General features: G+C 70.0%; 14 protein-coding genes. 10 read left to right on the forward strand and 4 right to left on the reverse strand.

What is annotated here, in order from left to right; genetic code table 11:
• Genes ACQPYZ_RS03655 through aceB form a run of 5 tightly spaced genes read left to right on the forward strand, consistent with a single transcriptional unit; the run spans position 1 to position 6,823 of the window.
• Entirely contained in the window at positions 1-948 is a 948-nt protein-coding gene (locus ACQPYZ_RS03655) for a carbohydrate ABC transporter permease (RefSeq protein WP_433165183.1), read from the forward strand.
• A 5-nt stretch (positions 949-953) separates the two neighbouring features.
• Positions 954-1,760, forward strand: a complete 807-nt coding sequence (locus ACQPYZ_RS03660) for a carbohydrate ABC transporter permease (protein ID WP_433165185.1) — start codon at positions 954-956, stop codon at positions 1,758-1,760.
• On the forward strand, positions 1,757-3,217 hold the full coding sequence (locus ACQPYZ_RS03665) for a hypothetical protein (RefSeq protein WP_433165187.1): 1,461 nt from the start codon (positions 1,757-1,759) through the stop codon (positions 3,215-3,217). Before ACQPYZ_RS03660 ends, ACQPYZ_RS03665 begins: the two co-directional genes overlap by 4 nt.
• Positions 3,214-5,250: a beta-galactosidase gene (locus ACQPYZ_RS03670; protein WP_433165188.1), complete on the forward strand. Its 2,037-nt coding sequence runs from the start codon at positions 3,214-3,216 to the stop codon at positions 5,248-5,250. Before ACQPYZ_RS03665 ends, ACQPYZ_RS03670 begins: the two co-directional genes overlap by 4 nt.
• A 4-nt stretch (positions 5,251-5,254) precedes the next feature.
• Positions 5,255-6,823 (forward strand): malate synthase A, encoded by a 1,569-nt coding sequence (gene aceB, locus ACQPYZ_RS03675; protein ID WP_433165190.1) that lies wholly within the window; start codon positions 5,255-5,257, stop codon positions 6,821-6,823.
• Here the strand turns inward: aceB and ACQPYZ_RS03680 are convergent.
• Complete coding sequence (locus tag ACQPYZ_RS03680) at positions 6,820-7,587, reverse strand: S1 family peptidase (protein ID WP_433165192.1); 768 nt, start codon at positions 7,585-7,587, stop codon at positions 6,820-6,822. The two genes, aceB and ACQPYZ_RS03680, sit on opposite strands and share 4 nt — an antisense overlap.
• 31 nt (positions 7,588-7,618) lie before the next feature.
• Positions 7,619-8,446, reverse strand: a complete 828-nt coding sequence (locus ACQPYZ_RS03685; RefSeq protein WP_433165193.1) for an EamA family transporter — start codon at positions 8,444-8,446, stop codon at positions 7,619-7,621.
• 68 nt (positions 8,447-8,514) lie between these two features.
• Here ACQPYZ_RS03685 and ACQPYZ_RS03690 point away from each other — a divergent pair, with 68 nt between their 5' ends.
• The 5 genes from ACQPYZ_RS03690 to ACQPYZ_RS03710 all read left to right on the forward strand — a co-directional run bounded on the left by ACQPYZ_RS03690 (position 8,515) and on the right by ACQPYZ_RS03710 (position 16,951).
• Positions 8,515-10,188, forward strand: a complete 1,674-nt coding sequence (locus ACQPYZ_RS03690; protein ID WP_433165195.1) for an alpha-amylase family protein — start codon at positions 8,515-8,517, stop codon at positions 10,186-10,188.
• Positions 10,189-10,325: 137 nt separating this feature from the next.
• Positions 10,326-12,443: a glycogen debranching protein GlgX gene (gene glgX / locus ACQPYZ_RS03695; protein ID WP_433165197.1), complete on the forward strand. Its 2,118-nt coding sequence runs from the start codon at positions 10,326-10,328 to the stop codon at positions 12,441-12,443.
• Positions 12,440-14,845, forward strand: coding sequence for a malto-oligosyltrehalose synthase (treY, locus tag ACQPYZ_RS03700; RefSeq protein ID WP_433165199.1), 2,406 nt, complete (start codon positions 12,440-12,442; stop codon positions 14,843-14,845). The genes glgX and treY overlap by 4 nt, the downstream gene beginning before the upstream one ends.
• Entirely contained in the window at positions 14,846-16,573 is a 1,728-nt protein-coding gene (gene treZ, locus ACQPYZ_RS03705) for a malto-oligosyltrehalose trehalohydrolase (RefSeq protein ID WP_433165201.1), read from the forward strand.
• A 174-nt stretch (positions 16,574-16,747) separates the two neighbouring features.
• Positions 16,748-16,951, forward strand: a complete 204-nt coding sequence (locus ACQPYZ_RS03710) for a hypothetical protein (protein ID WP_433165203.1) — start codon at positions 16,748-16,750, stop codon at positions 16,949-16,951.
• 132 nt (positions 16,952-17,083) lie between these two features.
• Here ACQPYZ_RS03710 and ACQPYZ_RS03715 read toward each other — a convergent pair whose 3' ends face one another.
• Both ACQPYZ_RS03715 and ACQPYZ_RS03720 read right to left on the reverse strand, forming a co-directional pair.
• Positions 17,084-19,189, reverse strand: coding sequence for a transglutaminase TgpA family protein (locus tag ACQPYZ_RS03715; protein WP_433165205.1), 2,106 nt, complete (start codon positions 19,187-19,189; stop codon positions 17,084-17,086).
• On the reverse strand, positions 19,186-20,322 hold the full coding sequence (locus ACQPYZ_RS03720; protein ID WP_433165206.1) for a DUF58 domain-containing protein: 1,137 nt from the start codon (positions 20,320-20,322) through the stop codon (positions 19,186-19,188). Before ACQPYZ_RS03720 ends, ACQPYZ_RS03715 begins: the two co-directional genes overlap by 4 nt.
• Positions 20,323-20,326 lie beyond the last annotated feature (4 nt).

Here is a 20,326-nt window from a genome sequence, read left to right on the forward strand (position 1 = left end):
ATGGCAACCACAACACCAACCAGGGCACCGGTGCCGCGGACCGAGGTGCCGAACCATGACGCCGAGGTACGCCGGGCGCGGCGCCGGCAGAACCTGGTCGGCTGGCTGTTCATCAGTCCGATCGTGATCGGTGTGGTGGCCTTCCAGTTCTTCCCGATCCTGGTCTCGATCGGCGCCTCACTGACCGACTGGAACGGCATCTCGGCGCCCCGGTTCGTCGGCCTGCGGAACTTCACCGACCTGTTCGGCGACGACCCGCTGTTCCTGCAGACGTTCAAGAACACGATTTACTTCACGCTGGCGAGCATCCCGCTGACGATCGGGATCGGCCTGGTGCTGGCGCTGCTGTGCGCCCGGCCGATCCGCGGGGTCGCGTTCTTCCGGACGGCGTACTTCGCGCCGTACGTGACGAACGTGGTCGCGATCGGGTTCGTCTGGTTCTGGTTCTTCCAGCCGGACAGCGGCGTGGTCAACGGGCTGCTCAGCCAGGTCGGCATCACCGGGCCGCAGTGGCTGTCGAGCTCGACCTGGGCGATGCCGGCGGTGATCGTGGTCAGCGTCTGGCAGGGCATCGGCTATCCGATGATCATCCTGCTCGCGGGGCTGCAAGGCCTGCCCACCGAGTACTTCGAGTCCGCGAAGCTCGACGGGGCCGGGGCGTTCCAGCGGCTGCGGTTCATCACGCTGCCGCTGCTGACGCCGCACTTCCTGTTCCTGCTGATCACGCAGTTCATCACGTCGTTCCAGGTCTTCGGCCTGATCTACGTGATGACCAAGGGCGGACCGGGCCACGCCACCAGCGTCTACATCTTCAACATCTACCAGAACGCGTTCAGCTTCGGGAAGGTCGGCTACGCCTCGGCGATGGCGTGGATCCTCTTCGTGGTGATCGCGGCCGTCACCTTCCTGCAGTGGAAGCTCCAGAAGAGGTGGGTGTTCTACTCGTGAGGCTGATGAGCAGGACCTCGCAGTACGTGGTCATGTCCCTGTTCGCGGTGGTCTTCCTGGCGCCGCTGGTCTGGATGATCAGTGCGTCGTTGCGGCCGGAGGCGAAGGTGCTGTCGGTGCCGCCGCAGTTCCTGCCGAAGGACGCGCAGTGGGACAACTACCGGCAGATCTTCGAGCTGATCCCGGTGTTCCTCTGGAACAGCGTGAAGCTGGCCGGGCTGAACGTGGTCGGCATCCTGATCGTCGCGTCGATGGCCGGGTACGCGTTCGCGCGGTTGCGGTTCGCCGGCCGGGACTTCGCGTTCATGGTGCTGCTGGCGACCTCGATCATCCCGGGCATCGCGTACCTGATCCCGCAGTACATCGTGTTCCGGCAGATCGGCTGGGTGGACACGCAGTACCCGCTGTGGGTGCCGAAGGTGCTCACGCCGGTGTTCGCGACCTTCCTGATGCGGCAGTCGTTCCTGACGATCCCGCAGGAGCTCGAGGACGCCGGCAAGATCGACGGGGCGTCCACGTTCGGCATCTACTGGCGGATCATGCTGCCGCAGACCAAGCCGGCGCTGGCCGCGATCGGGGTGTTCACCTTCCTCGAGTCGTGGAACGACCTGTTCGGTCCGCTGATCTACATCAACTCCGAGGACCTGCAGACGCTGCCGGTGGCGCTGGCCCAGTTCCAGGGCGAGTACTTCACCCAGATCAGTCTGCTGATGTGCGGGGCGACCGTGTCGGTGGTCCCCGTCATCGCCGTCTTCCTCTTTGCACAGCGCTATTTCATCCAGGGCATCACGATGACAGGAATGAAGGGGTGAGCACCGTGCCGGACCGGCTCGTTGCCATGCAGATCGGAGCGGTTTCGTTCGTCGACGAAGGCGTCGACCAGACGTTGGACATCCTGGCCGACCGCGGCGCGGTGAACGCGCTGTTCCTGGCCACGCCGACCTGGACCCGGGGCACCGGCGGGCGGCAGGTCCCCGGGTACCCGATCCCGGACCACGGCGGGGCGGAGTACGACCTCGGCTGGGTCGGCGGCAACTACGCGACCCCGCACCCGCAGTACTACGGCAACACCGTGCTCGGCGCGGCCGGGCGGGCACCGGAGCACCCGGAGCTGGACCTGCTCGCCGAGGTGGTGCCGAAGGCGCGCGAGCGCGGGATGACGTCGTTCGCCTGGATGGAGGAGAGCGGCGGCGCCCGGCAGTTGCGGACCTACCCGAACTTCGTCAAGGTGCTCGAGGTGGACGCCTGGGGACGGCCGGGACGCCGGCCGTGCTTCAACAACCCGGACTACCGCAACTGGCACCTCGGGTTCGTCGAGGACTACCTGCAGAGCTACGAGCTCGACGGGCTCGCCTGGTGCTCGGAGCGGCCGGGGCCGCTGAACATGCTGATGCAGGGCACGGTCGACGTGGCCGAGGTCGGCTGCTTCTGCCCGCACTGCCGGCAGTTCGGCAGGGACCGCGGGATCGACGTCGAGCGTGCGATGCGGGGCTACCGCGAGCTGGTCGAGTGGAACCAGCGGGTCGGCGCCGGCGAGCGCCCGGCCGACGGCGCGTTCGTGACGTTCTGGCGGATCCTGCTGAACTTCCCCGAGGTGCTCGCCTGGCAGACGCTGTGGACCGAGAGTCAGCGGCAGCTCTACCGCGACATCTACGGGGTCGCCAAGGCGATGTCGCCCGAGGTGCAGGTCGGCTGGCACGTCTACCACAACATCTCGTTCAGCCCGTTCTACCGGGCGGACCAGGACTACACCGAGATGGCGAAGTTCTCCGACTTCATCAAGGTCGTCATCTACAACAACTGCGCCGGGCCGCGGTTCTTCACCTGGGTGAAGAGCATCTGCGGTGCGCTGTTCGCCGACGCCGACCCCGAGGACGTCTACCCGCTGATGATGAAGCTGCTGCAGCTCGACGAGGGCGACTACGCGAAGCTGCCGCAGACCGGGTTCACCGCCGACTACGTCCGCCGGGAGACCGCGCGCGCCGTCGCCGGCGTCGGTAGGCAGAGCAGAATCTACCCCGGGATCGACATCGACATCCCGGTGGGCGTCCCCAAGGAGCGGCTGGAGAAGCCGCGCGACCTCGGCACCAAGATCAACTGGGACGACAACGAGGGTGAGCTGACCCGGTGCACCCGTGAGTCCGTGCGGGACGCGACCCTGGCCGCGTTCGAGGGCGGCGCCGAAGGCGTCGTCCTGAGCCGCAAGTACTCCGAGATGCTGCTGGAGAACCTGTCCGGCGCCGGGGACGCCGTCCGGAGTCTGCGGTGACGCCCTGGTACCGGCGCACGCTGCGGTGGGGACAGACGAACCTGACCGAGAAGGACCCGGCCCGGTACGACGCCGACTGGTGGCGCGAGCACTGGCGTCGTACCCGGGTGCAGGGCGTGATCGTCAACGCCGGCGGGATCGTCGCGTACTACCCGAGCAGGTTCGAGCTGCACCACCGGGCCGAGTTCCTCGGCGATCGCGACCTGTACGGCGAGATCGTCGCGGCGGCCCGCGAGGACGGACTGACGGTGCTGGCCCGGATGGACTCCAACCGGGCCCACCAGCCGCTGTACGACGCGCACCCGGACTGGTTCGCGATCGATGCCGACGGCAACCCGTACCGTGCCGGCCGGATGTACGTCGCCTGCGTCACCGGCCCGTACTATCGGGACTTCCTCACCGGCGTGCTCGAGGAGATCGTCGAGCGGTCCGCGCCGGACGGCATCACCGACAACAGCTGGAGCGGACTCGGCCGGGATCAGATCTGCTACTGCCCGAACTGCCGGGAGAGCTTCGGCCAGGACCTCCCGGTCCGCGTGGACTGGGCGGATCCGGCGTACCGGCAGTGGATCCGGTGGAGCTACGACCGGCGGCTCGCGGTCTGGGACCTGAACAACGAGGTGACCCGGCGGGCCGGCGGCCCGGACTGTCTGTGGATCGGCATGAACGGCGGCGAGGTCGTTGCGCAGAGCAAGCGATTGCGCGACGACGTGGAGATCTGCAAGCGGGCGCCGATCTTCCTGCTCGACTCGCAGTGGCGGCACGACGACGCCGGCTTCCAGGCGAACGCCGACAGCGGCAAGCGGCTGCACGGCCTACTCGGCCGGGACACCCTGATCCCGGAGAGCACCGCGATGTACGACGCGGGCACGCCGACGTTCCGGCTCGGGAGCAAGCCCGGGCCGGAAGCGCGGATGTGGGCGGTGGAGGGGTTCGCCGGCGGCATCCAGCCGTGGTGGCACCACATCGGCTCGGTGCACGAGGATCGGCGGCAGTACGCGACCGCCGAGCCGCTGTTCGCCTGGCACTCGGCGCACCAGGACTATCTGGTCAACCGTGAGCCGGTCGCGACCGTCGGTCTGCTGTGGAGTCAACGCAGTGTCGACTTCCACGGCAAGGACACCCCGGAGACGACGAGCCAGTTGCCCTACCGCGGCTGGGTGGACGCGCTGATCCGGGCCCGCATCCCGTACGAGCCCACGCATGTGGTGGACGAGCGGTTCGCCGTCCTCGTCGTGCCGAACGTGGGAGTGCTGACCGACGAGCAGCTCGCACAGTTGCAGGCCTACCGGGGCCGCCTCGTCGTGTCCGGGGAGTCGGGGCTGTACGACGAGTGGGGCGACCGTCGGGACGCCTGGGCGTTGGGTGACCTGCTCGGGGTGCGGCATACCGGCAAGCGGCTCGAGGCGGGGAAGGTCGACTGGGAGACGTACGACGCGCACACGTACCTGCGGATCGAGGACCGGTCGATCGCGACCGGTTTCGACGACACCGACCTGCTGCCGTTCGGCGGGCAGTTGGAGCTGGTCGAGGCGACCGGGACCGCGGCGCTGACGTACGTTCCGCCGTTCCCGATCTATCCCCCGGAGTTGTCCTGGATGGCCGAGCCGCGCAGTGACACGCCTGCGCTCGTGCTCGGCGAGCGGACCGCGTACCTGGCGGCGGACCTCGACCGGCTGTACGCGCAGTACCACCATCCGGACCACGGCCGGCTGCTCGCCAACCTGGTCCGGCACGACGGCATCCCGCTGCGCGTCGAGGGCGCCGGCGTACTCGACTGTCAGCTCTACCGGCAGGACGAGACGTTGATCCTGCACCTGGTCAACCTCGACCAGGGCGGCGCGTGGCGCGGCCGGCTGGAGGAGTTCACGCCGGCCGGGCCGTTCACGATCCGGGTACGGGGGACCGGCAACCGGGCGCGGCTGCTGGTGGCCGGGGTGGACGCGGAGGTGAACGAGGAGGGCGGCTGGATTACGGTCGGGGTGGAACGGATCACCGATCACGAGGTCGTGGTCGTGAATGCGAAGGAGTGAGTTCGTGGCAGTCGAGGTCATCGGTGCGCGGCAGGACCGGTACGACGAGATCCTGACCGAGCGGGCGCTCGGGCTGATCGAGCGGTTGCACCGGGAGTACGGCGCCCGCCGGCTCGAACTGCTGGAGCGCCGGCGGGAGCGGGTGGCGGCGATCGCGGACGGGGCGTCGCTGGGCTTCCTGCCGGAGACGCAGGCCGTCCGCGACGACCCGGACTGGCGGGTCGCGCCGGCCGCGCCCGGGCTGGTCGACCGGCGGGTCGAGATCACCGGCCCGACCGACCGGAAGATGACGATCAACGCGCTCAACTCCGGCGCCAAGGTGTGGCTCGCCGACCAGGAGGACGCGAACACCCCGCTGTGGGAGAACGTCGTCGGCGGCCAGCTCAACCTGCTGGACGCGATCACCCGGCGGATCGACTTCAGCACCGACACCAAGAGCTACGCGCTGAAGCCGGACGACGAGCTCGCCACGATCGTCGTCCGGCCGCGTGGCTGGCACCTGCCGGAGAAGCACCTCCTGGTCGACGGCGAGCCGGTGTCCGGCTCGCTGGTCGACTTCGCGCTGTACCTGGCCGCCTGTGGACAGCTGCAAATCGACCGCGGGCAGGGGCCGTACTACTACCTGCCGAAGATGGAGTCGCACCTGGAGGCCCGGCTCTGGAACGACGTCTTCCTGACCGCACAGGAGCACCTCGGCATCCCGCGCGGCACGATCCGGGCGACCGTGCTGATCGAGACGTACCCGGCCGCGTTCGAGATGGAGGAGATCCTCTACGAGCTACGCGAGCACTCCGCCGGGCTGAACGCGGGCCGCTGGGACTACATGTTCAGTGTGATCAAGACCCACCGGACCCGGGGCGCCGACTTCCAGCTGCCGGACCGCAACAGCGTGACGATGACCGTGCCGTTCATGCGCGCGTACACCGAGCTGCTGGTGCGGACCTGTCACAAGCGCGGCGCGCACGCGATCGGCGGGATGGCCGCGTTCATCCCGAGCAAGGACCCGGCGGTCAACGAGCAGGCGTTCGCGAAGGTTGCCGCGGACAAGCAGCGCGAGGCCGGTGACGGGTTCGACGGGTCGTGGGTCGCGCACCCGGGCATGGTCGAGACCTGCCGCACGGCCTTCGACGCCGTCCTCGGCTCGGAGCCGAACCAGCTGGGCAAGCTCCGCGAGGACGTGTCCGTGACCGCCGCGGACCTGCTGGACGTCGCGTCCACGCCGGGTGAGGTGACCGAGGCGGGCCTGCGGAACAACGTCAGCGTTGCGATCCAGTACCTCGCGGCCTGGCTGGACGGCACCGGCGCGGTCGGCATCTTCAACCTGATGGAGGACGCCGCGACCGCCGAGATCTCCCGGTCGCAGATCTGGCAGTGGCGGCTGAACGGTGTCGTCCTGGACACCGGTGCGACCGTGACGACCGAGTTGGTCCAGCAGATCGCCGACGAGGAGATCGCCAAGCTCGGCGACGACCCGGACCGGTTCAAGGCGGCCCGGGAGCTCTTCCTCGAGACCGCGCTGGCCGACGACTACGAGGACTTCCTCACGCTCCCGGCGTACGAGCGCTTCCCCTAGAGCTGCGCCCGCAACGTCTTCGCGGCCCCGGCGATCTCGGCGTAGACGCCGGGGTAGCCGGGGTCGGCGCAGCCCTTGCCCCAGGAGACGGTGGCGAGCAGGCGGCCGTTGAGGACGAGCGGGCCGCCGGAGTCGCCCTGGCAGGCGTCGCCGGTGCCGTTGCCGGCGCAGACGTTCGCGGCGGCGGCGTACCCGTTGGCGACGTACTCCTTGTTCGCGAGGCAGACGTCGTCGCCCAGGTCGGGGACGGCGACCTTCTGCAGCGTGTCGTCCGGGCCGGTGTCCGCGGTGTCGCCCCAGCCGTAGACGGTTGGTACGGCGCCCTTCCGGTCGGCCTTCGGGTTCGTCTCGAACGCGATCACCGGGACCCGGGTGAACGGCGTGGCGAGGGTGAGGACGGCGAAGTCGTTCCGGTTGTCGTTCGCGTTGTAGCCCGGGTGGATCCACACCTTGCTGATCGCGGACACCCGCCCGGTCGAGCCGTCGGTCAGGTCCGCGCGTCCCTGGATCGCGGTGTACGTCGACAGCGGCTTGGTCATGCAGTGCGCGGCGGTGAGCACCTTGTCCGGAGCGATCAGGGCCGCACCACACCACCGACCCGTCTGCCGGGAGGACTGCGAGTTCGTCAGTACCACCGCCCACGGCGCCTCGCTCACGCTCGCCAGCGTCCCACCGACGATCATCCGCTTGTCGACTGCCGCCGAGACCGACCCGGCGGAGACCAGCAGCACGATCCCCGCCAGCACCACAGCACGCTTCACCATGCCGACGAACTTACTCCAAGTGATCCGATGATTACAGCGAGATCAGTACGACGGTCGCCAGGGCGAGTCCCAGTCCGACCAGCAGCCGGCGTGTCACCGGCTCGTGGAACACGGCGATCCCCGCCAGCACCGGAACGACCGGGTACAGCGAGGTCAGCACGACCGCGATCGAAAGAGCCTGCTCCCGGCTGGCGAACCAGAAGGCGGCGATCGCCACGGTCCCCAGCACACCGGAGAGTACGGCGATGCCGAAGGTGCCCTTCTGCATCCGCAACCGCTCGCGGCGGACAGCCCACGGCGCCACACTCAGGACTGCGCCGACCCGGTTCAGTACCAGCGGCCAGAGCCCCGCGGCCGGGTCGGCCTGAGCCAGAGCCAGGTACTGCAACGAGAACGCGGCTCCTGACAGCAGCGCCCACCGCGCCCCGGCAGCGGATCCGCCACGCGGGCCCGTCTTGCTGGTGATCAGCCAGAGCGCAGGCACCGACAGAGCGAACCCGCACCAGGCGGCCGGCCCGATGTGGTCACCCAGCAGCGCGACTCCGATCAGCACGGGGATGGCCACGCCGGCCACATCGCTCAGCGGTACGACGATGCTGAACCGCCCCACGCTCATCGCCTGGAACAGGAACGCCGCGCCGAGTCCGGTCCCGATTCCGGCCAGAGCACCCCAGCCGAGGGCGGTCCCGGTCACCGAAGGTGCGGCCACCAGCAGTGCGGCCGCTGCGGTCAGGACCACACCGGCGAGCTGACCGATGAACGCGACCACGGCGCTGTGCAGGCGGCGCGCGGCCACACCGGCCGCGATGTCGGACAGGCCGAAGGCCAGCGCGGACAGCAGTGCGAGCGCGACACCCATGCCCCCGGTGGTACCCAAGTGGTCTGGTCGCAGGCATGCGTCCGGGCGGCATCGGGCACAGAAGTGCAATGAGGCTGACCGAGACTGCAGATGTCTGGTGGAAGAACGCGGTGGTGTACTGCCTCGATGTCGAGACCTTCTTCGACACCGACGGCGACGGACGCGGTGACCTGCGCGGGGTGAGTCAACGGATCGACCACCTCGCCGAGCTGGGGGTGACGTGTCTGTGGCTGATGCCGTTCTACCCGACACCGGACCGCGACGACGGCTACGACATCACCGACTTCTACGGCGTCGACTCGCGCCTGGGCACGCACGGTGACCTGGCCGAGCTGATCACGCTGGCCCGCGACCGCGGCATGCGGGTGATCGCCGACCTGGTCGTCAACCACACCTCCGACCAGCACCCGTGGTTCCAGAGCGCGCGGTCCTCGCGGCAGTCGCCGTACCGGGACTGGTACGTGTGGCGGGACGAGGAGCCGCCGGACGCGGACAAGGGCATCGTCTTCCCGGACCAGGAGAAGAGTCTGTGGCAGTACGACGAGCAGGCCGGGCAGTACTACCTGCACCGGTTCTACAAGCACCAGCCCGATCTCGACATCACGAACCCCGCGGTGCGTGAGGAGATCATGCGGGTGATCGGGTTCTGGCTGCGGCTCGGGCTGTCCGGGTTCCGGGTGGACGCCGTACCGTTCCTGATCGATCCGTCGGGATCGCTGGACGCCGAGGAGCTGCCGGACCCGCACGACTACCTGCGGGACCTGCGGGCGTTCCTGTCCCGGCGCAGTGGTGAAGCGATGCTGCTCGGTGAGGTCAACCTGCCGTACAAGGACACCCGGAGCTTCTTCGGTGACGAGGACGGCGACGAGCTGACGATGAGCTTCGACTTCATCGGCATGCAGCGCCTCTACCTGTCGCTGGCGCGCAACGACCCGGCCGAACTGGTGAAGGCGTTGCGGGAGCGGCCGGACCCGCCGGAGGAGGCGCAGTGGGGCACGTTCGTGCGCAACCATGACGAGCTCACGCTGGACAAGCTGTCCGACGAGGAGCGGCAGGAGGTCTTCGACGCGTTCGGTCCCGAGGAGAGCATGCAGCTGTACGGGCGCGGGCTGCGCCGCCGGCTGCCGCCGATGCTCGGCAACGACAAGGACCGGCTGAAGATGGTCTACAGCCTGCTCTTCTCGCTGCCCGGTACGCCGGTGCTCTTCTACGGCGAGGAGATCGGCATGGGGGAGAACCTCGCGGTCGAGGGGCGGAACGCCGTCCGTACGCCGATGCAGTGGACGGCCGACGCGAACGGCGGGTTCTCGATCGCGGACCCGAACGACCTGGCCGCACCGCTGCCCGAGGGCGAGTACGGACCGGAGAACGTCAACGTCGCGTCGCAGCGCCGTGACCCGGACTCGCTGATGAGCTGGATCAAGCTGCTCGCCCAGCGCTACCGCGAGTGCCCGGAGCTCTCGTGGGGTGACTGCACGATCCTGGAGCACGAGTCGCGATCGGTGTTCGCCCACCGCTCCGACTGCGAGGGCGGGACGATCGTGGCGGTCCACAACTTCGCCGCCGAGCCGGCCAAGGCGACCCTGGCGATCGCCGGCGCCGGAGTCGGCGTCCGGGCGGTCGACCTGCTGTGCGACGGGACCGAGGACATCGGCGCCGACGGAACGTTCGAGCTCGAGCTGGAGCCGTACGGCTGCCGCTGGCTGCGGGTCATCCGCCCGGGCGACCGCTACATCGTGTGAGGGTGGCCACCCCGGCCACGCATGCCGGGGTGACCACAGCTAAGACCTTAGCCCGCCCGTTCCGCCGAGGATGAACAATCGGCAGCAAAACACCCCGGCATGCATGGAGTGGGGGTGGAGGTGGCTACTGTCATCTGGTGCAGAAATGGCCTGGCCGTCCTTACCCCCTCGGAGCCACGTACGACGGCTCCGGGACGAACTTCGCGCTGTTCTCGGAGGTTGCCGAGCGAGTAGACCTGGCCCTGATCGGAGACGACGGGTCCGAGCAGTTGGTCCAGCTGACCGAGGTCGACGGGTTCGTCTGGCACGCGTACCTGCCGTCGGTCGAGCCCGGCCAGCGGTACGGCTTCCGCGTGCACGGTCCGTACAACCCGGCCGAGGGACCTCGGTGCAACCCCTCCAAGCTGCTGCTGGACCCGTATGCGAAGGCTGTCGACGGCCAGATCGACGGTGACGAGTCACTGTTCAGCTACCGGTTCGGGAAGCCGGACGAGCTGAACACGATGGACAACCGCGAGCACACCATGCTGTCGGTGGTGACGAACCCGTTCTTCGACTGGGGCACCGACCGCCCGCCGGGGCACGCGTACCACGAGACGGTGATCTACGAGGCGCACGTCAAGGGCCTGACCAAGACCCACCCGGCCCTGCCGGAAGACATCCGCGGCACGTACGCCGGGATGAGCCATCCGGCCGTGATCGAGCACCTCAAGGAGCTCGGGGTGTCCGCGATCGAGCTGATGCCGATCCACCAGTTCGCCCAGGACGGCCACCTGCAGGAGCGCGGCCTGTCGAATTACTGGGGCTACAACACCATCGGCTTCTTCGCACCGCACAACGACTACGCCGCCGGCGGCACCCGCGGCCAGCAGGTGACCGAGTTCAAGACGATGGTGAAGGCGCTGCACGAGGCGAACATCGAGGTCATCCTCGACGTGGTCTACAACCACACCGCCGAGGGCAACGAGTTCGGCCCGACGCTGTCGTTCAAGGGCATCGACAACGCGGCGTACTACCGGCTGGTGGACGCCGACAAGCGGCACTACTACGACACCACCGGCACCGGCAACAGCCTGCTGATGCGGCACCCGCACGTCCTGCAGCTGATCATGGACTCGCTGCGCTACTGGGTGACCGAGATGCACGTCGACGGCTTCCGCTTCGACCTCGCGGCCACGCTGGCCCGGCAGTTCCACGAGGTCGACCGGCTGTCGGCGTTCTTCGACCTGGTCCAGCAGGACCCGGTGGTCAGCCAGGTGAAGCTGATCGCCGAGCCGTGGGACGTCGGCGACGGCGGCTACCAGGTGGGCAACTTCCCGCCGCTGTGGACGGAGTGGAACGGGAAGTACCGCGACACCGTCCGGGACTTCTGGCGCGGCGAGAAGTACACGCTGGCCGAGTTCGCGTCCCGGCTGACCGGCTCGTCGGACCTGTACCAGGACGACAGCCGCCGGCCGCTGGCCAGCATCAACTTCGTCACCGCGCACGACGGCTTCACCCTGCGCGACCTGGTCTCCTACAACGACAAGCACAACGAGGCGAACGGCGAGGGCGGCAAGGACGGCGAGAGCCACAACCGGTCGTGGAACTGCGGTGCCGAGGGCGAGACCGACGACGCCGAGGTGCTCGAGCTGCGGGCCCGGCAGCAGCGCAACTTCCTCACCACGCTGCTGATCTCGCAGGGCGTGCCGATGATCGCCCACGGCGACGAGCTCGGCCGGACGCAGGGCGGCAACAACAACGTCTACTGCCAGGACAACGAGATCGCCTGGGTCGACTGGGAGCTGTCCGACGCGCAGAAGGACCTGCTCGAGTTCACCGGCTCGCTGGTCCGGCTGCGCAACAACCACCCGGTGCTGCGCCGGCGCCGGTTCTTCCACGGTGACACCGGGGTCGACGGCCTCGGTGATCTGGTCTGGTTCACCCCGATGGGCACCGAGATGCAGAACGGCGACTGGACCCGCGACGACGCCCGGGCGATCGCGGTCTTCCTGAACGGCGACGCGATCTCCGAGCCGGACCCGCGGGGCGAGCCGGTGGTGGACGACTCGTTCCTGGTCCTGCTGAACAGCAACCACGAGCCGCTCGACTTCCTCCTGCCACCCAAGGAGTACGGCGACGACTGGCGGGTGGTCGTGGACACGACGACCGCGAAGAACGGCTCCGAGGACGAGCCGCACGCGGCCGGCAGCACGATCCGGCTCGAGGCCCGCAGCACGCTGGTGCTGACCCGCCCGCGGCAGGCGGCCGGATGAGCCAGGTCCCACAGGCGACCTACCGGCTGCAGCTGCACGCCGACTTCGGGTTCGACGACGCGGCGGCCACCGTCCCGTACCTGCACAGCCTCGGGATTTCGCACGCGTACCTGTCGCCGATCCTGCAGGCCGCGCCCGGTTCCATGCACGGGTACGACGTGGTCGACCACAGCCGGCTGTCCGAGCCGGCCGGCGGACGGCCCGCGTTCGACCGGCTGGCCGCGCGGCTCGGCGAGCACCGGATGGGTGCGGTCGCGGACGTCGTACCGAACCATGTGGCCGTGCCGACGCCGGCCCGGCTGAACAGGGCGCTGTGGTCGGTGCTGCGGGACGGGCCGGGCTCGCCGTACGCGGAGTGGTTCGACGTGGACTGGGGCTCGGGGAACCAGCCGTTGCTGATGGCGGTGCTGGGTCAGCGGATCGGCAAGGTGCTCGCGGACGGCGAGCTGTCGGTCGACGGCGACGTACTGCGCTACTACGAGCACGAGTACCCGCTGCGCCCGGGGACCGAGGACCTGCCGATCGCTGAGCTGGTGACCGAGCAGTGGTACCGCCTGGCGCACTGGCGGGTCGCCGACGAGGAGCTGAACTACCGGCGCTTCTTCGACGTGGACACGCTCGCCGCGGTACGAGTAGAGACACAGGAGGTGTTCGAGGCCACGCACGAGCTGCTGCTCGAGCTCCTGCACGAGGGGAAGCTCAACGGCCTCCGCATCGACCACCCGGACGGCCTGGCCGACCCGCGCGGGTACCTGCGCCGACTGGCCGAGCGCACCGGCGGTGCGTGGGTCGTGGTCGAGAAGATCCTCGAAGGCAGCGAAGAGCTGCCCCGCGACTGGCCCTGCGCCGGCACGACCGGGTACGACGCCTTGCTGCGCGTCGGCGGTCTCTTCGTCGACCCGGCCGGCGCCGCACCGCTCGCAGCCTTCCACTCCGAGCTGACCGGTGAGCCGGCCGACTTCGCGCCGGTGGTCGAGCAGGCGAAGCGTGAGGTGGTGAAGCACGGGCAGTACGCCGAAGTGCACCGGCTGGTGGAGTTGCTCGCCCGCATCTGCCAGGACGACGTCCGGCTCCGTGACCACACCCGGCGCGCGTTCCACGAGGTCGTCGTGGAGCTGCTCGTCCACTTCGAGATCTACCGGGCGTACGTCGTACCGGGGGAACAGCCCGGGCCGGCCGCGGTCCGTGCGCTGGAGCACGCGGCCGAGAAGGCACGGGAGAACCTGGACGAGGACCGGCAGGAGACGCTCGACGTCGTCCTGCACCTGCTGCTCGGGCGGGAGACCGGGACGGCGAGCCGGATCGACGAGCACGCCCGGCACGAGCTGATCGTCCGGTTCCAGCAGACCTGTGGACCGGTGATGGCCAAGGGCGTCGAGGACACCGCGTTCTACCGGTGGTTCCGGCTCGCGTCGCTCAACGAGGTCGGGGGCGACCCGGAGCACTTCGGCGTCACGCCGGAGGAGTTCCACGCGTACGCGGCCCGGCTGAACCAGCACTGGCCGAAGACGATGACCACGCTCTCCACGCACGACACCAAGCGGTCCGAGGACGTGCGGGCGCGGCTCGGCGTACTGTCCGAGCAGCCTGCTGCCTGGTCGGAGGCGGTCCGCGAGTGGCGGCGGCTGTCGGAGGACCATCGGAGCCCGTTGCTCGACGGCAGCACGGAGTACCTGTTCTGGCAGACGTTGTTCGGCACATGGGACGACGGGCCGATCCCGGAGGACCGCCTGCAGGCCTATCTGCTCAAGGCGATCCGCGAGGCCAAGCGGCACACCACCTGGACGTCGCCCGACGAGGAGTACGAGCAGGCCGTCGCCGGCTTCTGCACCGCGGTCCTCGCCGACGCCACCGTGCTGGAGTCGGTACGTCGCTTCGCGGCCAGGCAGACCGAGTTCGTCCGGGCGGCCACGCTCGGGCAGAAGCTGGTGCAGCTGACGATGCCCGGCGTACCGGACGTGTACCAGGGGACCGAGCTGGTCGACCTGTCGCTGGTGGACCCGGACAACCGGCGGCCGGTGGACTACCAGCACCGGATCGAGCGGCTGCGCAGGCTGGACGAGGGCGCCAAGCCGGACGACCTCTCCGACGAGAAGCTGCTGGTCACCGCGCGGGCGCTCCGCATCCGCCGGCAGTACCCGGAGGCCTTCGCCGGCAGCTACACCCCGCTGCCGACCTCGAACGGCCACGCGGTCGCCTTCGCGCGCGGCGACGCGGTGATCACGGTCGCGACCCGCCTGCCGGCCGCGCTGCACCGGCTCGGCGGCTGGGGCGAGAGCACGGTCGTGTTGCCGAGTGGCGAGTGGAAGAACGTGTTGACCGGCCGGGTCGTGGGTAGTGGAGCAGCCCGGATCCATGAGCTGCTGGAGGACCTCCCGGTGGCGCTGCTCGTAAGGAGCTGAATGCACACCTTCCGCGTCTGGGCGCCCGCTGCCTCGTCGGTCGACGTCGTCCTCCGGGACGGAGTTCTCCCCCTGCGCGCCGCGGCCGACGGCTGGTGGGAGCGAGAGGTGGTCGAGGCCGGCCACGGCACCGAGTACGCGTTCACAATCGACGGCAGCGAACCACTGCCGGACCCGCGCAGCCCGTGGCAGCCCGACGGTGTGCACGGGTTCAGCCGGGTGTTCGACGAGGACCGTTTCCACTGGACCGACGGCGACTGGGCCGGCCGTGACGTCCGCGGCTCGGTCTTCTACGAGCTGCACCTCGGCACGTTCACTCCGGAGGGCACGCTGGAGGCGGCCGCCGGCCATCTCGACTACCTGGTCGCGCTCGGCGTCGAGGTGGTCTCGCTGATGCCAGTCGCCGCGTTCCCCGGGAGGCACGGCTGGGGGTACGACGGCGTGCACCTCTACGCCGTCCACGAGCCGTACGGCGGGCCGGAAGCCCTGCAACGGTTCGTGAACCGGTGCCACGAGGTCGGCCTGGCCGTCTGCCTGGACGTCGTCTACAACCACCTCGGCCCGAGTGGGAACCGGCTGGCCGACTTCGGGCCCTACTTCACCGACAAGCACTCGACCCCGTGGGGCCAGGCGGTCAACCTGGATGACACCGGCAGCACTGAAGTACGCCGGTGGATCTGCGACAACGCCCTCCGGTGGTTCCGGTCGTTCCACGTCGACGCTCTGCGGCTGGACGCCGTACACGCGCTCGCCGACGACAGCCCGACGCACCTGCTGGCACAGCTGTCGTCGGAGACGGCGGCCTTGTCGCAGCAGCTCGGCCGGCCGTTGGGGCTGGTGGCCGAGTCGGATCTGAACGATCCGCGGATGGTCGAGCCGGTGGACGAGGGCGGTCTGGGCATGACCGCGCAGTGGAGCGACGACTTCCACCACGCACTGCACACGTTGCTGACCGGCGAGCGGGCCGGGTACTACGTGGACTTCGGTGAGCCCGGGGTGTTCGCCAAGACGCTGACCCAGGTCTTCCTGCACGACGGGTCGTACTCCACGTTCCGCGGTAAGGACTGGGGCCGGCCGGTCGATCCGGCCCGGCATCGCGGCGGCGAGTTCCTCGCCTACACCTCGAACCACGACCAGGTCGGCAACCGGGCGCTCGGCGACCGGCCCGCGCTGACGCCCGGCCAGCTCGCGATCGGCGCCGCGCTCGTGCTCACGTCGCCGTACACGCCGATGCTGTTCATGGGTGAGGAGTGGGGCGCGTCGACGCCCTGGCGCTACTTCACCGACCACGAGGAGCCCGAGCTGGCCGAGGCGGTCCGGACCGGCCGCCGGCGCGAGTTCGCCGACCACGGCTGGAACGCCGACGACATCCCCGACCCGCAGGACCCGGAGACCTGGCGCAGCTCGGTGCTCGACTGGTCCGAGGTGAACGAGCCGCCGCACGCCGAGCTGCTCTCGTGGTACCGCGACCTGCTCGCGCTGCGGGCCCGGACCCCGGACCTGCGCGACGATCGACTCGCCTCGGTCGGCATCGCGTACGACGCCGACGGCAACTGGCTCGTGGTGACCCGCGGCGCCTTCCGGATCGTGGTGAACCTGGCCGCCGACGAGACCGTGGTCCCGGTCGACGCCGTCCCGTCGTACCAGGTGATGACCTTCGGGACGGCGGAGCCGGTGGACGGTGGCGTCCGGATCTCGGGACACGCCGTGACGATCGTCGTGATCTGAGAACATCAAGCATTGAACGGTTTTGACGCAGATATCTGGGTGAACTGAACAGATTCGGCTGTTCGAATCCGTTTGTCGATGGGGATTTTCGGAATTGCTTGTGTCACATGCCACTCGTGACGGACTGTGGAATCTCGCCAGCAGGGGTCGCGGGGGTTGACGGGAGGACAGGGGATGACAGTCGGAGGCGTCGACACTTACTACGACTACGAAGAGAAGCAGTGGAAGAGCCGGAGGCTGGGTGGCGGTCCGATCCGCCGCGGCCCGGTGTGCCCGGCACCGCGGACCACCGAGCACACCCACGAAACCGCCCGCGAGCGGCATCCGGCCGGTCGCGACCATCTGACCCGGGACGAGAAGAAGCCCGTTCTCGGCTGACGTCGCGGTGACACGGCCCGCCAGACCAGGTCACCGACAGACGCCGGAAAGCACCACAGCGGCCGTCGAGCCGGAACCCGACGGCCGCTGCGGCCTGCTGCCCGGCCATCCCTGCTTCACGCCGCTTCGGTCTCAGCGGGTGAAGAGTGTGCGCACCTCGAGGGACGCCTGCAGCCGGTCGAGCAACGGGCGGCTCCGCAGCGCCTTGCGCAGTTCACGGACGCCGGTCCACGCCTGCTGACTCAGCTCCCCGCCGGCCGCTCCGCCGGACCAGAGCGCGTGGTCGACAGCCCGCGCGACCCGGTCCAGCCCAGGCCCGGTGTCCGGCAACTCACGCGCGGCCTCGGCCAGGTCCCGGACCGTCATGCCCGCGGTCACCGGCACGCCGTGCGCCCGAAGCCGGTCCCGCGCCTCGGTCCAGGCCCCGACCACCGATGCACTCCCGCCCCGACGCCGACGCCGCAGCGCGCGGGCGAACTTCAGTAGCGGTACGCCGGCCAGCCACAACAGCAGCAACCCCGCCGAGATCACGAACACCCACAGCAGCGGAAGCCGGAAACCACCCCAGCTCCGATTCGACGCCCCCTCGCCGGCCGAGGGCGGCACCTCCGGATCCTCGATCTGCTCGACCGGTGGTACGGCGGCCCGCGCCTGCTCGGTGATCTCCGCGGTGGACCCGGCCACGGATGTCTTCCCGCTCGCCGCCCGGCCGACCGGGTCGAGCGGCCACCAGCCGACCCCGTCGACGGCGACCTCGGGCCAGGCGTACGCGTCGCTGTCGCGCACGGTGTAGAGGCCGTCCGCATCGGGCTCGGCGGGCGCCCGGAAGCCGACCGCGAGCCGTGCCGGGATCCCGTTCAGCCGGGCCAGGGCGACGTACCCAGCGGCGAACTGCTCACTCGTCCCGGGCTGCTCCTTGAGCAGGAACGCCCGCAGTTGCGGCCAGCTGTGCCCGGTCGGGAGTCGGCCGTCGACGGCCACCTGGTAGTTGTCCCGCAGGTACTTCTCGAGCGCGAGCGCGGTGGAGAAGGTGGCCCGCTTGCCCTGCAGCGGGTTGAGCTCGGAGATCTCCGGCGGCACCGGACCGAGATCGGACAGGCCGCCGGGGGCGTCCGCGTCGATCCCGGCGCCGAGCAGGTACGAGCTGTCGACCACTGGTTCCCGCCAGGCCAGCTCGTAGCGGTCCGGCCGCTGCGGCGCCAGCAGGGTGCTGCCGATCGGCTCGACCTGCGGCTCGGTCACGCCGCCGACGGTCGACGGCAGCAGCTGACCGGGCAGCCACGGGCCGTCCAGCTGCTCGAGCCGCACGGACGCACGCTGCTCTGTGGTCGGAACCCGGATCTCCGGGCCGGGCGTGAGCTCGGTGCCCATGCGCAGGAGTGGATGGTCGGTCGTCCAGTTCGCGCCGTCGAAGTCGTCCAAGGCCACCAGCCGCCAGCGGTCGACCGGCTCGGAGGCGCTGTACCGGAACAGCACATCGTCCTTGTCCGTTCCGCGCGACCCGAGCCGGCTGCCGAGCTCGTCGAGCGGGCTCGGCCAGCGCGTCCCGGCGACGGTCGCGGCCTGCACCTTCTGCAGCGAGTACGGCGTCCGGCCGGCCGGATCGATCGCGCCCACGACCAGACCGGTGACGATCGCCGCGACCGTCACCGCCGACGTCGCCACCCACGGCGCGAGCCGCCGGTACTCCGTCGTGTCGGGGATGAGCAGCGCGATCACGATCAGGCCGAACGCGACGGCGATCAGTACGGCGGTCAGCCCGGTGGCGGCGAGGTACAGCTGACTAACGCCCAGGACCGCGACCGCGGGCAGCAGAGCGACCAGCGGAGGCGCCCGGTCGAGCAGCTCGATCGCCAGCAGGCATGCCACCAGCGTGAGCAGCGGAACGAACACCACCAGCTCCGGGTCGGGCCGAGCCGGCCAGGTCGACTGCAGCGTCAGATGCCAGGAGTCGAGCCCGCGACCGAGCGCCCGGACCGACTCCACCCTCGGCAGACCGACGACAGTCGTTGCCCGAAGCACCGTTTCGACGACGGCCAGCAGTCCGCCGGCCGCCACGAGCAGTGGACGCCAGGCGGTCAGTCGCGGCCACTGCCGGCACGCCTCGGTGGCGAGGTAGGCGACCACGCAGACGGCCGCGACCGAAAGCCACAGGTTCCCGAGCCCGAAGACCGGCCCGAAGCACAGCCCACCGACGAGCACGCCGGCCAGCACAGCAACCGTCTGCCGCCGGCTCACTGCAGCACCCCTGTCCACTGCTGAAGCGCCTCGCGGGCGCTGCCGGCCAGGATGACCTGGGCGCCGAGGATCGGCGCGACGCCGACGGCCTCACCCAGGCCGAGGACCGTCACCGACGAGTAGCGGGTGAGCAGCGGGGCCAGCTCGGCCGCCGAGCCCCGGACGCCGGTGACGACCACGATCGCCCCGCCGGCCGACGTACCGGTGGTCAGGACCGGCGGCAACAGCCCGGCGCGGTCGTCGCGTTGGCCGACCACGCAGAGCTCGTCGAGGAACTGGCGGGAGGCGACCGCGCCGCCCGGGGCCGCGACGTCGGCGCCGGCCGTGGTCACCAGCCGGCAGCGGTGGCCCGCGGTGGACGCGGCGAACAGGATCGACGCCGCGACCTCGGTCGCCTCCTCGAAGGTTGCCGCTGACAACGGTTCGCGCCGGGTGTCCAGCAGGACGGTGAGCCGGGGCTGGTCGGGATCGGCGTAGTCGCGGACCATCAGCTGCCCGGTCCGGGCGGTCGCCTTCCAGTGCAGGTGGCGCACCTCGTCGCCGACGACGTACGGCCGGACGTCGCGCAGGTCCGCGGAGCCGCGCAGCGAGTCGTCCGCGGTCCGCCCGATGTGGTGGTGCCGTGGCCGGCCGGCGACGACGGTCTTGGCCGGGTGGCGTTTCGGGTGCACCCACAGCGTGCCGACCTCGCCGGTGGCCTTGCTGTTGCGGGCCAGGCCGAGCGGGTCGCGCCGCTCCAGGGTCAACGGCCCGACCGCGAGCCGGCCGCGCTTCGAGGTCGGCAGCTCGTACCGGTACGTCGCCGCGCTGCCCGGACCGAGCCGCCGGATCCGGACCTCCTGCCGCTCGTCCCCGGCGGCGTCGTACGCCGCGAACGACGCCTGCCACCGGGCACCCTCGTTCCGCACCCGCAAGGTGGCCAGCGCCGGCCGGCCGCGCTCGACGCGGTCAGGTGACAACGCCCGCTGCACCGTCACCTGCGGCTGCCGCACGGTCAGCACCATCGCCGCCAGCACCGCGCCCAGCCCGATCCCGCCGAGTGCCCGGAAGACGGCGTACCCGGCGAGCTCACCGAGCACGTACGCAGCGATTGACCCGGCCAGCACGCCGTACCCACGTCCCGTCAGCCGCATCGGG

The sequence above is a fragment of the Kribbella sp. CA-247076 genome (assembly GCF_050942445.1).
Lineage (GTDB): Bacteria > Actinomycetota > Actinomycetes > Propionibacteriales > Kribbellaceae > Kribbella.

Bases quoted from the DNA above. Each gene is read 5' to 3' on its own strand.
- treY (WP_433165199.1), top strand. From the start codon at position 12,440: ATGAGCCAGGTCCCACAGGCGACCTACCGGCTGCAGCTGCACGCCGAC.
- treZ (WP_433165201.1), top strand. From the start codon at position 14,846: ATGCACACCTTCCGCGTCTGGGCGCCCGCTGCCTCGTCGGTCGACGTC.
- ACQPYZ_RS03655 (WP_433165183.1), top strand. From the start codon at position 1: ATGGCAACCACAACACCAACCAGGGCACCGGTGCCGCGGACCGAGGTG.
- ACQPYZ_RS03680 (WP_433165192.1), bottom strand. From the start codon at position 7,587: ATGGTGAAGCGTGCTGTGGTGCTGGCGGGGATCGTGCTGCTGGTCTCC.
- ACQPYZ_RS03685 (WP_433165193.1), bottom strand. From the start codon at position 8,446: ATGGGTGTCGCGCTCGCACTGCTGTCCGCGCTGGCCTTCGGCCTGTCC.
- ACQPYZ_RS03710 (WP_433165203.1), top strand. From the start codon at position 16,748: ATGACAGTCGGAGGCGTCGACACTTACTACGACTACGAAGAGAAGCAG.
- ACQPYZ_RS03690 (WP_433165195.1), top strand. From the start codon at position 8,515: ATGAGGCTGACCGAGACTGCAGATGTCTGGTGGAAGAACGCGGTGGTG.
- ACQPYZ_RS03720 (WP_433165206.1), bottom strand. From the start codon at position 20,322: ATGCGGCTGACGGGACGTGGGTACGGCGTGCTGGCCGGGTCAATCGCT.
- ACQPYZ_RS03660 (WP_433165185.1), top strand. From the start codon at position 954: ATGAGCAGGACCTCGCAGTACGTGGTCATGTCCCTGTTCGCGGTGGTC.